General features: G+C 55.6%; 9 protein-coding genes. 5 read left to right on the forward strand and 4 right to left on the reverse strand.

Annotated elements, in window-relative coordinates; translation table 11 throughout:
* Positions 1–6 precede the first annotated feature (6 nt).
* Together K0H79_RS03000 and K0H79_RS03005 are read right to left on the reverse strand one after the other, a co-directional pair.
* The gene (locus K0H79_RS03000) at positions 7–1164 is read right to left on the reverse strand and encodes a porin (protein ID WP_220077263.1); all 1158 of its coding nucleotides are present in this window, start codon (positions 1162–1164) and stop codon (positions 7–9) included.
* A 258-nt stretch (positions 1165–1422) separates the two neighbouring features.
* The gene (locus tag K0H79_RS03005; protein WP_220077264.1) at positions 1423–3597 is read right to left on the reverse strand and encodes a TonB-dependent receptor domain-containing protein; all 2175 of its coding nucleotides are present in this window, start codon (positions 3595–3597) and stop codon (positions 1423–1425) included.
* Between the two features lie 260 nt (positions 3598–3857).
* On the opposite strand from K0H79_RS03005, the gene K0H79_RS03010 reads away from it, so the two are divergent.
* The 5 genes from K0H79_RS03010 to K0H79_RS03030 all read left to right on the forward strand — a co-directional run bounded on the left by K0H79_RS03010 (position 3858) and on the right by K0H79_RS03030 (position 12008).
* Positions 3858–4559: a DUF3581 domain-containing protein gene (locus tag K0H79_RS03010; RefSeq protein ID WP_220066722.1), complete on the forward strand. Its 702-nt coding sequence runs from the start codon at positions 3858–3860 to the stop codon at positions 4557–4559.
* Positions 4560–4794: 235 nt separating this feature from the next.
* Positions 4795–8475 carry an ATP-binding protein gene (locus K0H79_RS03015; RefSeq protein ID WP_220066723.1) on the forward strand — a complete coding sequence of 1227 codons (3681 nt, stop codon included), beginning with the start codon at positions 4795–4797 and terminating at the stop codon, positions 8473–8475.
* On the forward strand, positions 8475–9140 hold the full coding sequence (locus K0H79_RS03020) for a hypothetical protein (RefSeq protein ID WP_220066724.1): 666 nt from the start codon (positions 8475–8477) through the stop codon (positions 9138–9140). Before K0H79_RS03015 ends, K0H79_RS03020 begins: the two co-directional genes overlap by 1 nt.
* The gene (locus K0H79_RS03025; RefSeq protein WP_220077265.1) at positions 9137–10357 is read left to right on the forward strand and encodes a phosphoenolpyruvate carboxylase; all 1221 of its coding nucleotides are present in this window, start codon (positions 9137–9139) and stop codon (positions 10355–10357) included. The genes K0H79_RS03020 and K0H79_RS03025 overlap by 4 nt, the downstream gene beginning before the upstream one ends.
* A 406-nt stretch (positions 10358–10763) precedes the next feature.
* Positions 10764–12008, forward strand: a complete 1245-nt coding sequence (locus K0H79_RS03030) for a dicarboxylate/amino acid:cation symporter (protein ID WP_220077266.1) — start codon at positions 10764–10766, stop codon at positions 12006–12008.
* Positions 12009–12151: 143 nt separating this feature from the next.
* Here K0H79_RS03030 and ppa read toward each other — a convergent pair whose 3' ends face one another.
* Complete coding sequence (ppa, locus tag K0H79_RS03035) at positions 12152–12685, reverse strand: inorganic diphosphatase (protein ID WP_126165766.1); 534 nt, start codon at positions 12683–12685, stop codon at positions 12152–12154.
* Between the two features lie 123 nt (positions 12686–12808).
* Positions 12809–13771, reverse strand: a complete 963-nt coding sequence (locus tag K0H79_RS03040; protein WP_220077267.1) for a class 1 fructose-bisphosphatase — start codon at positions 13769–13771, stop codon at positions 12809–12811.
* Positions 13772–13838 lie beyond the last annotated feature (67 nt).

A 13838-nucleotide genomic window follows, 5' to 3' on the forward strand; every position in this document is an offset into this window, starting at 1 on the left:
CTTGCATCAGAACTGGTAGCCAACACCGAGGTTGAAGCCATCGGCATCCAGGACGCCGCTCTGATTCTCGTAGTCGGCCTTCAGCACGACATTTTCATGGATCCAGTAGTTCACACCCACAGAGGTTACTTTCTTCTTGCTGTCAGTGTTGTCACCGGCTTCGTTGTCCCACTCGTTGTAACGGGCAAACACACCAAATTGCTCATTGATACGGTAAGAAGGCTCTACGTACCAACCTTTTTGGCTGTCACGACCAAGCATTTCTGCTTCTGCGCCATCGATATCCCACTGGGCGTACAGTGCCTTAACGGTAAAGTCACCGATATTGTAAACGGCATGAGCTTCCAGCAGGGTGGCAGCAGCTTCTTCACCGAGGGAGGCATCGCCCTGAGTCAGGTCGCTCTGGTACTGGGCAGTGGCAGCGAGCTCCAGGCCAGGTACACCTGTGTACTTCACGCGGCCGGTGTAAGCCAGGGCTTCGGCGCTGGCTTCAGACACTTTCTGACGACCATTACGCACCTTGAAGTTTTCTTCCACTTTCAGACCTGAGGTCACGGCGGCATCGAATGCCAGGCCTGGTGCAGCCTTGATGTTCAGAGCCAAACCACCTTCCCACCAGGTCGCCGGGATAATGTCTTTCTCAACCGGATTACGTTCTACACCGTAAAATGCAGGTGGCTCGTGGGTTTCGTTGATAAGACCCACAGGAACCAGGAACAGACCTGCTTTACCTGTCAGGGCATCGCTGAAGTCGTGTTCGATGTAAGCCTGCTCCAGTTCTACTTCGCCTTTGTCATCGTGAGAGGCAATTACGTGCTCAACTTCGACTTCAGAGAAGAAACGGGTCTTGCTGGAAAACTCGTGACCAAAGAACAGCACAAAACGGTGGAAGTCGATTTGGGCATCCTTGTTGGACATGTTGTTGTAGTGCAGTTCACCGTAGCCGCCGATGGTGGTGGCGCTCTTGGCGCTGGCATTGGCTTCGGCTGCATCGGCAGTCTGCTCAACACGCTTTTCGGTCTCTTCCAGGCGCTTTTCGAGATCTTTCAGAACCTGTTGCTGCTGTTCAATTACTTTGCGCAGTTCGGCGGTTTCGTCAGAGGCCATGGCAGTTTGGCTGGCGAACAGACCCAGCAGGGCGCTGGCGATCAGAGTCTTTTTCATCATTTCCCTTTCCCGTTTTATTATCTGAGGGTTAAGCACGCAGCGGATTCTAACAACTGATTTAACAAATGCAAACGATTCGCATTGGGATTAATGATCCAGATCAACAAACGTAAAGCAAAAGTAAAGTGGTCTGATTTGTAATGATTTTTTTTCGTTCAGTGATTAATATCCAATTAATTGATTTTTAAGATATAAATTTAAGGCATGAAAAAGGCGGCTTAATGTAAGCCGCCTTAGGAATATTAAGATTTATTCTTAGAACTTGTAGGAATAACCAACGGTAATACTTCTGGGTTTACCTGAAAACACCGAGCCATGGGCGCGGGTGGTCATGTAGGTTTCATCCAGCAAATTGTCCACTGTCAGGTAAACTTCCTGCTGCTTATCAATAAAGTAGCGACCGGACAGATCAACCAGAGTCTTGGCGGCAATCAGGTCATCGGCGCCAATCTCACCCTGACCCGCAGTGGCGCGCATATCCGAGGTATAGCGGCCGGCCAGGGTCAGCTGCCACTGCTCGGCGCTGATGCCGGCGCTCAGGTATAGCTGATGCCTGGGGGTGTAGCTGAACTCGTCACCCACCTGTACCGAACCCCAGGTTTCAAACTCAGAGTCGAAACTGTTCTGGAACTCGGTGCTGGTGTAGGTGTACGCCAGTTTCACCGGGAAGCTCAGAGCGCCTTCGGTGCTGAATTGGTGACCAGCTGACAATTCCAGCCCTTTCACCACTACTTCGCCGGCGTTGTACTGGTTGTCCAGCTTGTCTTCATCACAGCCCTGAGCGGCGGTGCAGTTGCCATGCATGTTGCTGTAATCGCCATAGAAAGCGATGGCTTCGGCATTGAAGTTGCCGTTCACAAAGCGGGCTCCCGCCTCGTAGTTCCAGCTCTCTTCTTCCTGGCCCTCAGTGTTGCCAGGGGCGGCAGGGGCAAAGCCCTTTTGCACACCGGCCAGCAGCAGGGTGTTGTCGGTCAGCTGCCAGGTGGCAGACAGCGACGGCAGCAGTGCCGAGAAGCTGTTTTCGTTGAGCTTTCCTTCGCCGTTGCGGCCTGGGTTGGCTTTGCCCCAGTCTTCACGCTCTACGGTCACATCTTCGTAGCGCACACCGGCGGTGAGCGTAAAGGCGCCCAGGGTGAATCTGTCCTGTACGTAGGCCGAAATGGCTTCGGCGCTGTCGATGCGGTTGGAGTCGGTACCCGGTACACCGGCCTTGGTCAGGCTCATGTGCTGATTGACATCCAGGCTGTAGGTGTCGGCCCACTGGAAGCGGTCCATCTCGTCCTGATGCAGGCGCAGGCCGATATCCAACTGGTGATCGCCAAGCAGCAGCCCCAGTTCGGTCTGGATACCCTGAGACAGATAACCACGGTTGCTGGCCTTCACGCTGACATCAATCGCCCCTTCAGGGTTGGCATCGAAGGCGCTGGCGGCGTCAATGCCACCCTTGGACAGGCTCTTGCCGTCAACCTTGTCGGCTTTGTACCAGTTACGTTTGAAGTCGTTGTAATAGGCGGTGGTGGCGAGGCTGACACTGCTGCCAAAGTCGATGATATGGCTCAGTTGCAGCTGCTTGTGCTCAGTGGTCATTTCATCTTTTTGCGAGGCCGAATAGCGGCTGAATGGCTTGGCTGCGTAGTCGGCATCGGTCAGACCCATGTAGGTCTCGTTGGAGACTTCATCGGCGTACTTGAGTTTGAGTTCCAGACGCTGGGCGTATTTGGCATCTTTAGCGCTGTCGATGGCCACTTTGGCCAGCAGATCGTTTTTCACAAAACCTGTGTCACCGCCAACGCCGTTGATGTCGCGAAAACCGTCGGCCTGATAACGGTACACTTCGGTCACAGCACCAATGCGTTCGCCCTGACCACCGGCGTGGGCGTGCAGCTTGCCGTAACCGTCCTGACCCAGGGCCACATCGAATGCGCCAGCCAGTTCGGCATCAGGAATTTGGCGGGAAACCATGTTTACCACGCCGCCGGTGGTGCGCGGGCCGTATTTCACGGTAGAAGAGCCTTTGAGCACTTCAATTTGCTGCATGCGACCTGAGGTTGGGAAGTAATAGGCCGCCGGTGAAGCATAAGGCGCCGGTGCTGCCAGCACGCCATCTTCCATCACGGTGATTTTTTCTGAGCGGTTCTGACCCGTGCCGCGCATGCCAAGATTGGGGCGCAGACCATAGCCTTCTTCTTCCTGAATATAGACCCCGGGCACCGAGGCCAGGGTGCGCATGATGTCGGAATACTTGAAGGTATCCAGCTCTTCCTGGCTTAGCTGATGGGCACTGCCCGGCACTGTGTTGATGGGGTTCTTTTTACCGAAAATGCTGATCTGCTCGATGTCGGCATTGGCGGTTGCCGTGGCGGTAAAGCTTGCCAGCAGGGCGCTGGACAGCAGGCTCAGCTTGATAGCTGGCTTGGCGATGGTGGTCATGGTTTCTCCCTTTTATGATAATGACAATGGTTATCATTTGCAGCGGGAGGTTAGGTAAAGGTGCTTAAGACTAGCTTAATTTCCGATTTCTTTACCTTTGTAATAAAAAGGTAAAACCTTGCTGTCAAAGCCTTTTATCTCGCCGCTGTCGCAGGTGTTGCTTACTGGTGCAAGTCATCGGGTGAGTTAATTGTCATAATTGAGGTAGACTGCTTGGCCTAAAAAAACGACACAACAAGATTTCAGGTGTATCACTGCCTATGTTTCTCGAGCCTTTTTTTACTCAAACTGATGAAACTGTAACGATTTCTCCTTTTCAGGCCAGCGAGTTTGCCAAGCGGGTCGCAGAAGATTTCAACCCTATTCACGACGAAAGTGCCAAGCGCTTTTGTGTGCCAGGCGACCTTTTGTTTGCGCTGGTGCTGAGCCACTATGGCCTGAGCCAGAAAATGCAATTCAAGTTCGAAGGCATGGTGGGCGAGGGCGTGTGCCTGAACTTCCCGGCCGAGATGGGCGACAGCTTCCCCATCTGTGACAGCCGCGATAAGACTTACCTCAGTGTCAGCCGCCAGGGCGATGTGAGCCGCTGCGAGGCCCAAATCGAGTCTTTCGTGCGCAGCTACGTGTCTTTCTCCGGGCTTAACTTTATTCATGTGCTGGTGCCCATGATGCGTGAACACGGGGTCATGATTAACCCCGACCGTCCACTGGTGATCTACGAGAGCATGGCGTTCGATCTCAATACCTTGGATTTCGATCAGGTTGCGTTGGAACTCAGCGATGCCCGCCTCAGCGTGGATGGCAAGCGCGGCGACGTGACCCTGGAATTTGCCCTTATCAGCGACGGCAAGCAGGTTGGCACCGGCGTTAAGACCCTGGTGATGAGTGGCCTGCGAGCCCTCGATGAAGCCGCCCTCGATGGCATGGCACAGTTCTACGAAGAGCGCCGCGCTACCCTGTAACGCATAGCTTGGCTTAAATTCCCGCCAAACAGCTCACAAAGCCTGATATGGCGCCGCTTCAAGGCCCCGTGTGATTGCCATCCACGGGGCTTTCCTTTACCTTAATAATCCTTTCCCGTGTGTGTTCGCTCCGCTCAGGTGTTTGCCTCTAAACGCGTGTATTCCATCCATGGGCCTTGGTCGTGATCCCGACCTCTTGCCGCCAGATTGCGGCCGCTTTGCTTTAAGGATAAAGATGTCTAGCTTGCAACGAATCGTGCTTATCGACACCCACCTGCCTGGGGTGGTCGAGCTGGCCCTCGACGGCCATACCAATATCTGTGGTACCAATGCCTCGGGCAAGACCACACTGCAGCGACTGGTGCCGGTGTTTTATGGCGAATACCCAAGCCGGGTGGTGCCCTCCACCCGTGACAGTTTTGAGCGCTGGTACCTGCCCCACGACAGCAGCTATATCATTTACGAATATCGCCGCGGCGATGGCATGCTGTATCAGGCAGTATTAAGTTCCAACGGCGATGGCAAGGGCATCAGTTACCGTTTTATCGCCAAGGGCTTCGAGCTGGACGATTATGTGAAGGCCCGTAACGGCGATGCCCTGGTGTGCCACACCGCCGCCGAGCTTGGTCGCGAGATGAAACGTGCCGGCATTGCCCACACCAATCTGCTCAATACCCGCGAATACCGCGCCATTATTCAAAACGATCGCACTCTTTTGTCGAGCGGCACCAACAGGGTTGAGCTCAGAAGCTATGCCCGCCAGTTTGCCCTGTGCGACGCTGAGCACACCCTAAGGCACATCGAAAAACTCGCCAAAGCGGTGCACTCCAAAGAAGGCAAGATGGAAACTGTGAAGTCCATGATTGCCGCCATTCTGGAAGAAGACGGCGTAAATCCGCCTACTTCGCGCATCAATCCGCAGCAGGTGGAAAACTGGATCCGCGAGTGCCAACTTATTGCCGGATTTGAAGAAATTCGTCCCGAGTTCGACAAGCTGGAGCAGGAGTTCAATCAGCTGCTGTCTGCCGAGCTGCGTCTGGCCGGGCTGCACAAGGGCTACAAGGATGACGAAGTGCTGGAGGCCGAGCGCCTGGAGCGCTGTCAGACCGCATCCAAGGAATACAACTTCCGCCTGCGCCAGCTCGATGACGAGTGGAAGGAAAAGCGCGACGAGCTGAACCAGGAAATCTCCGCCGCCCGTGGTGATGTCAGCAAGTTCGAGCACGAACTTGAGGTGATTGAAGATCAGCACGGTGCCTTCCTCGATGCCGATATCGAAACCGCCAAGGGTGACCTCGAGCAATTGCCGCTGTGGCGCACCGACCTTGAAAACTTAAGCGAGCGCCATAAGCTGCTCACCGACAAACACCAGGACGTAGAGGCCGCCTATAACGCCCGCCGCTCCAAGATTGTTGAGCAGCTCAACCGCGACCTGGAAGTGCTGGATCAGGATCTGGATAAGCAGCGCGACGCCCGTGAGCGTCAGGCAGCCGCTGCCCGCAGCGATCTTGAGAAACTCGAGCAGTTCTGGCGCGATCAGCTGGAAGCGGGCAAGAATCGTTTCCGCGAAGAGGAATATGAGCTGAAGCTCGCAGCCTCTGAAGAAAAGCTGCGCCAGGATGCGGTGACCTACACCGAAGAGGAAAAGCTCAATCTGGCGGTGTTTGATGAGCGCATCGAACGTGCCGACGAAGAGCAGGAAGCCAGCAACGCCAACGTGGAGCGTCTGGCGCTGGAAGAGCGTCGTCTGCGCTCCCGCCGCGATCAGGCCAGCGAAGCCCTGCGCCTTGCCAGTATCCGTGTCAGCGAGCGCCAGAATGCTCTGGACGAGCTCAAGACCATGCTCTTTCCTCAGTCGCACACCCTGCTGGAGTTTCTGCGTAAAGAAGCCCCCGGCTGGGAAGAGCACCTGGGTAAGGTGATTGCCCCCGAGCTGTTACACCGCACCGATCTGCATCCTTTTAACGCCAACAGCGGCGCCGATGGCAATAGCCTGTTCGGCATTGGGCTGGACTTAAAGGCGCTGGATATTCCCGAGTATGCCCAGAGTGAGCAGGAGCTTAGAAGCCGTCTTGCCAAGGCTGAAGAAGCCCTCGGCAGTGCCCGCGAAGTGCAGGAAGCCGCCGAAGAGCAGCTGGTGACAATCAACGGCGAGCTGGAAAAACTCTCCCGCGAACTCACCTTTGCCCGCACCGCCTTTAAAAATGCCCGTGAAGACCTGCGCCGTTTGTTCGATGAAAAGCGCGCCGAGCAGGACAGGGTCAACAAGGCACTGGCCGAGCGTAAGCAACTGGCCGGTAAGCGTTTGGTGACCATCGAGCATCAGCTAAAGCAGCTTGGCCGCGACCATCAGGACTGGCTGGAGGAGACCAAAGAAGAGTCCCTCGAAGCGCGGATGGAAAAGAATGCCTACTGGCAGGAAGTGGTGGGCGCACTGGATGCCCAGATTGCTTCGGTCAAGACGGGTATCGAGAGCCGCCGCGCCAACGCCAAGGCCGAAACCAAGGCCTGTGAGCAGTGGTATAAAAATGAGCTTAAGTCCCGCGGTGTGGACGAAGACAAGATTGTGGGCCTCAAGGCCGATATCCGCACCCTCGAGCGCCGGATTGCCGATGCCGAAGGTCGCCGCGCCGACGTACTGCGCTACGAAGACTGGTATCAGCACACCTGGCTTAGCCGCAAGCCACGGCTTGCCGAAGAGCTGGCCAAGGTGCGCCGCGCCCAGTCGGAGCTGGAGCAGCAGCTCGCCCGTTTCTCAAGCGAGGTGAAAACCCAGCGCAGCGAACTGGAGTCGGGCCGCAAGGCCTCCGATGCCGCCCAGGTGGAAGCCTCGGAAAACCTCACCAAGCTGCGCTCATTGCTGCGTAAACTGGCCGACCTTAAACTCGCGCCCACCGACGATGAGGCCCAGGGCAGCATTGGCGAGCGACTGCGTCAGGGTGAAGAGTTGCTGCTCAAACGCGATTATCTGGTGGGCTCGGTGAAGCAGTATGTAGAGCACTTCGATACCGTGATTGCCGCCAAGTCGGGCTCTGGCCTTGCCGAAACCTGGGAGCGTGCCCGGGAAGAGGCCACCTCCATCAACGACAAGGGCATCCGTATTCTGGATTACCGCAAGCTGGTGCCAAGTCTGGAGCAGCTTTTGAACGTGATGGTGCCCCAGTCGATTATGGCGCTGCGGGAGCAGGGCCGGATTTTCGGGGTGGATCTCACCGCCTTCTACGACGTGCTGGCCGATATCGACCGCCGTATTGCATCCCAAAGTGCCCGCATTACCCGCGAGGTGGGCGAAGAGCTGTTCCTCGATGGGGTGTCTGAATCTGCAGTGCGCATTCGCTCGCGGATCAGCGAGCTTGAGTTCTGGCCCGAGCTGGAAGTGTTTGTGGCCGCCTTCCGTCGCTGGAAGAGCGATGGCTTTGCCGGTTTGCCGGACGAGCATTACACCAACAGTATGCGCCGGGCGCTTGATATCATCGGCAAGGCGGCGCTCAGTGGCGGTATCGCCAAGCTGCTGGAAATCGAGCTGCGCCTGCGTGAAGGCAACTCGGATCTGATTATTCGCACTGACCGTCAGCTGAATGAATCCTCGAGCCATGGTATGGCATACCTGATTTTGTGTAAGTTCCTGCTGGCCTTTACCCGCCTGCTGCGGGGCTCGGCCCAGGTGACAGTGCACTGGCCCATCGACGAACTGGGCACCCTGCACCACAACAACGTGAAGAAAATTTTCGATGCCTGCGAGAACAACAATATCTCGGTGCTGGGGGCCTTCCCGAATCCCGAGTCTGAGGTGCTGAGCCTGTTCAAAAACCGCTATATCATCAACAAGCAAACCCGCAAGCTGCAGGTGGTGAAGCCCAAGAGCAACCCCATCGCCGATAAGCTGGCCAGCCGTATTTCCAGGGAGGCGGTGTAATGTCTGACGCAAACTTTTCAGGAACTGGTACTGGCTTAGTGGGTCATGGTGCACTGATTGAGCGGCTTTTGCGGGGCGAGTTTATCTGCCGCGTGACTGACGAAGACGGCTGGCGTGCACTCAAGTCGCCTGCAGTGCGCGAGCGTATCGAAACCTACCTCAATCAAATCAACCGTACCGTTGCCAGCGCTGGCGAGGGTGAAGTGTTTTTCTGCGGTTATGCCCAGCTGGGTGAAGCCGAGCGCAAGGTGATTTCCAGCCAGTTTAAAGACATCTGCCAAGCGCTGATTCCGCTGGTGGAGTGGCTGGTGTTGGTGCAGGAGGCCTCTGGCCAGGATGCGCCCCTTACCGAAGGCGCGCCTGTGCGTTTGACTGAACTTCAGGGCCGCATCGAAGAGACTCCTGCGTTTCGCGAGCAGCTTGGCAAACTCAGCCAGTACCGGTTGTTCGGCTCCACTTCAAGCAACGTCGATGCTCAGCTTAAGCTGGTGTTCAAGCGTCTGGTGGAGCTTGGCTTCCTGACCCGCCCCAACGTGGAAAAACAAATCTACATCGCCACGGGAAAGCTTGATTATCTCTATGAAGTGATTCGCTTTATTGATGAAACTGAAGGGCTGAACCTGGAGGCGCAGGCCGAAACCGCCACCCAGAGGGAGCTGATATGAGCAGCAACCTGCACCAGTCCGGGGTGCGGCTGCTGAGGATGCTTGGCCGTCACGCCGAGACAGTGATGGATGTGTACCTGAGCGGCGCCGTGGACGAGGCCAACGCCGATGCCGGTGTGCTGAAAAAGCTCACCGAGGCGGGCATTTTGTGGCGCCCTGAGGAAGATGAGGGCCTAAGGCTTACCCGCAGCGTGCGTGCGCTGCTCGAAGAGGGCCTTAAGGATGAGCGCAATCGCCAGATCAATGCCAACGTAGGCTCGGCGCTTGCCACCATCAAGACCCTGGCCGACCACTATAAGGAGGCGCGCAGCCACTCGGATTACAGCGCCGCCGAGGCGTATCTGGCCGATCTCAGTGAGCATGTGTACGCCTTTACCGAGAACCTGCGCTACTCAATTCGGGTGCTGTGGGGGCGGATTAACAACGAATTCGGTTATGTCGGTACCATCAGCGCCAAAATCCGCGAGAACGAACTGGCCCAAAGCCAGGTGTCTGAGCTCTTAAATGGCCTGGAGCTGTTTCAGTTCAGCGAGCTTGGGGAGATTGCCTCTGATATCCGTGAGCTTCGAAAACTGCTGGTAACCACCCTGCAGGAGACCCTCAGTGACTGTACTCAGGAGCTCAGTGTGGTGCAGGCAAGGCTTTTGGAGCTGCTTGGCCGCTTCCGGCAAATTCAGGGCCGCACCCGGCTGCTCAGGGGCTGGCTTTTGTACACAGATATGCACCCCGACTACGAGCCCATGGATCATGTGGCTCACCGCAAGGTGCCCATGCTGTTTAACCGCGCCGAGGCCATGCTGGCCGATGCCCATGTGGATGTGCATAACCAGAGCCAGGAGCAGGAACTCATGGAGATGGTGGCGCGCATCAAGTCCATCAGTCGCCTCGATCTGAAGCCTGCGGCCAAGGCGGCAGAAACCAGCGTGGTGCTGAGTGCGGCGGAGGACTTCGATATTCCGGAAAATCCGCTCAAGCAGGATGTGGAAGACTACTTTGTGGCGGTAATCGATTCGGGCAAGCGCCAGTCGGCGCTGGAATACCTGCAGGAAAAAGCCCTGCCATGGGATTCAGAAAGCTGGATTTATCAGGTGATTGGCGGCTTTGAGGGCCTGAGCGAAGAGCATAAGTCCTTCTTCGAACTGGAGCCTTTGGGTGAGCCTCATCCTGTGTATACCGGCAACTTTATTATCCGCGACGTGGAGCTGTGGCTCAGTTAATCCCCTTGTCTTGCCAAGGCCACCTCAGGGTGGCCTTTTTATTGGCTGTAACATGGCGTGCTGGGCTGGCTGAGGCGGTGGATGCAGAGAATTACTGAGTAAGGTGTGTTCGTTATGGCGATATTGACTGAAAGCCTTTGTATTTTTGGTTTTATCCACTGGCTGTTTTTAAGTGATTGTTTTGGAAGTGTTTGCCATTGGTAAAATTGGCTGCATCTGTGTAAAGGCAGAAATTTCTGCTTTTGAGTGATAGCTTTTAAATTTCAGCTAGTTATGTTCTGCTTGTTATAGGGTTGCAGGATTGTGTCCATACATTTTCGTTGAAATTGCGGCTGGCATGTTTCACTATCCGGGAGCGAACGGGGCAGCAGACCCCAGACACAATAACAACACAGGCATGCAATCTATGTTCAAATCTCTGTCGGCCAGGATCTTCCTTGGCCTCGCTATCGGACTCCTGTCCGGCACTCTGGTGCAGTACGTGCTGCACGATATCAATTTCTTCTCCGGCACCCTGGTTGAAATCGCCTCTGGCCTTGGCACCATGTTCGTCAACATGATCATGATGCTGGTGGTGCCGCTGGTGTTTGTCAGCATTGTTTGCGGCGTCTGTGAGCTTAAAGATCTCTCGAGTTTCGGCCGTCTCGGCGGCAAGACCTTCGGCTTTTACATCATCAATACCCTGGTGGCGATATTCGCAGCCCTGACAGTGGCCCTGCTGCTGGAACCCGGCAAGGGAGTGGACATGACCGGCGGCGGAGAGCTGGCCATTACCGCCACCGAACTGCCGAGCCTGATGGCGCTGGTGGTGGACATAGTGCCCCGCAATCCGGTGGCGGCCTTTATGTCGGGTAATATGCTGCAGGTGATTTTTATGGCACTGCTCCTTGGCGGCGTCATCAAGTCGCTGGGTGAGCATGTGGTCGGCGCCGTATCGGCGTTCCAAACCGCCAATAAAATCATGATGAAGCTGATTTCGGTGGTGATGCATCTGGCGCCCATTGGTGTTGGCGCACTGATGTTCAAACTGGGCGCCACCCTGGAAGCCGGGGTATTTCTCAGTGTGATGGAATATCTGGTGCTTATTCTTGGCTTGCTGCTGCTGTGGATTTTCGTGGTCTACCCTTATGCGGTGCAGCTGTTTACCCCGGTGAAGGCCAGCGTGTTTCGCGAGAAAACCCAGGAGCAAATCCTGTTTTCCCTCTCTACCGCCAGCTCCAATGCCACCATTCCGGTGACCATGCGAACCCTCACCGAAAAACTCAAGGTGAACCGCGCCGTGGCCGGTTTTGGGGTGCCGCTGGGCGCCACCATGAACATGGGCGGCGTGTCCATCTACATCACAGTGGCAATTTTCTTTATCGCCAACGCCTTTGGCATGCCTATTACCATGGAGCAGTTGCCGGCGCTGGTATTCAGTATCTTCCTGCTTTCTGTAGGCGCCGGTGGCGTACCCGGCGGCGGCATGGTGATGATTGGCGTGCTTATCCACCAGATGGGCTTACCGGTGGAAGCCTTTGCGCTGGTGGCCGCGCTGGATAGGCTTATCGATATGGTACTGACTTCCTGTAACGTGGTGGGCGACACCGCGGTGCTGACGATTGTCGATCAGACCGAGCGCCCCCATCAGGTTGCCAGCGATGATGACTAAGCCGGTATAAGGTAATAATACCTGACCAAAAAGCCGCCCTCGGGCGGCTTTTTACTGTGAGTATGGCGCACGTTACCAGGCGGCAGGCACAAAAAAGCCGACCCTGAGGTCGGCTTTTACGCAATATGTCGCAAACAGGCCGATTAGGCTTGCTTGTTGTAGCGCTCGGCGCTGGTGAGGATTTCTTCGCGGGCAGCAGCGGCGTCTTCCCAGCTTTCAACCTTCACCCACTTGCCAACTTCCAGATCCTTGTAGTGTTCGAAGAACTGCTTGATCTGGGCCTTCAGCAGAGCTGGCAGGTCGTTCACGTCCTGAATGTGGCCGTATTCTTTAGACACTTTCTCATGAGGAACGGCAACCACTTTGGCATCTTCACCTGACTCGTCGGTCATTTTCAGCACGCCAACAGGGCGACAACGGATCACGCTGCCAGGCTGCAGTGGGTACTGGGTAGGTACCAGCACGTCAACTGGGTCACCGTCCAGGCTCAGAGTCTGGTTCACATAACCGTAGTTGCAAGGATAGAACATAGGAGCAGTCATGATGCGGTCAACAAACAGGGCGCCGCTGTCCTTGTCCACTTCGTACTTGATAGGATCGTGGTTCTGTGGGATCTCGATGATTACATAGATATCATCTGGCAGGGATTTGCCCGCTGGCACTGCATTCAAGCTCATTTGCATATCCTTTAACGGTATTTGAAATCAGATTTCAGAAAATCGGTTGGCGCGTATTATAGCGCGATTTGGCGGCTTGCCAATCAAAGGCCGCCGCCATTGCACTAAAGACTAACTTGAGCCTTATTTGTGGTAACCGAGACAGGCATCAACCTCGTTGGCCGAGCCTAAAATTACCGCCACGCGCTGGTGAATTTCGCTGGGCGCTATGTCCAGAATGGTCTCGTAGCCGGTGCTGGCCTTGCCGCCCGCCTGTTCAACCAAGAATGCCATTGGATTAGCCTCGTACATCAGGCGCAGTTTGAATGGCTTTTTCGGGTCCTTGGTGTCGGTAGGGTAGGTGAACAGGCCGCCGCGGCACAGCACCCTGTGCACATCGCCCACCATGGCTGCAATCCAGCGCATGTTGAAGTTCTTGCCGCGCGGGCCTTCTTTGCCCTGGATCAGGTCGGCAATATAAGCCTGCATGCCCGGCTCCCAAAAGCGCTGGTTGGACATATTAATGGCAAACTCGCCTGTGTCTGGGCTTATTTGCACGCCATCTACAGTTAGCAGATAGTCGCCGCTTACCGGGTCGAGGGTGAAGAGCTGCACGCCCTGACCTGTGGTCAGCGCCAGCATGGTGGATGGGCCATAAAGCACATAACCTGCGGCCACTTGTTTGCGACCGGATTGGAGGAAGCTTTGCTCACTTACGTCACCGCTTGGGGCTGGCAGAACAGAGAAAATGGTGCCCACCAGTGAGTTGATGTCGATATTGGATGAACCATCCAGTGGGTCGAAGCACACCAGAAACTGGCCATCTTGCGCCAGCGGTACTATCTCATCTTCTTCTTCAGAGGCGAGCGCCTTCACAGAGCCTTGGGCAGCCAATGCGTCTTTCAGCATGTCGTTGGTGATAACGTCGAGCTTTTTCTGATCTTCACCCTGCACGTTTTCGGTGCCGGCTACGCCGAGCACGCCGGCAAGAGCGCCACGGCGCACGGCCTGGCTGATGTCTTTGGAGGTGTTGGCCAGTACGGTTAACAGGCTGGCAAGTTCCTCACTGATAGCGCTTTGCTTGAGGGATTGGGACAGGGTCTGCATCTTGTGTCCTTCTGATTAGACAAATTTTGGGAGGTCTTTGGAATAATTCTGGCGCTAATGATACCTG

The organism is Shewanella sp. FJAT-52076, from assembly GCF_019457455.1.
Classification (GTDB): Bacteria; Pseudomonadota; Gammaproteobacteria; order Enterobacterales; family Shewanellaceae; genus Shewanella; species Shewanella zhangzhouensis.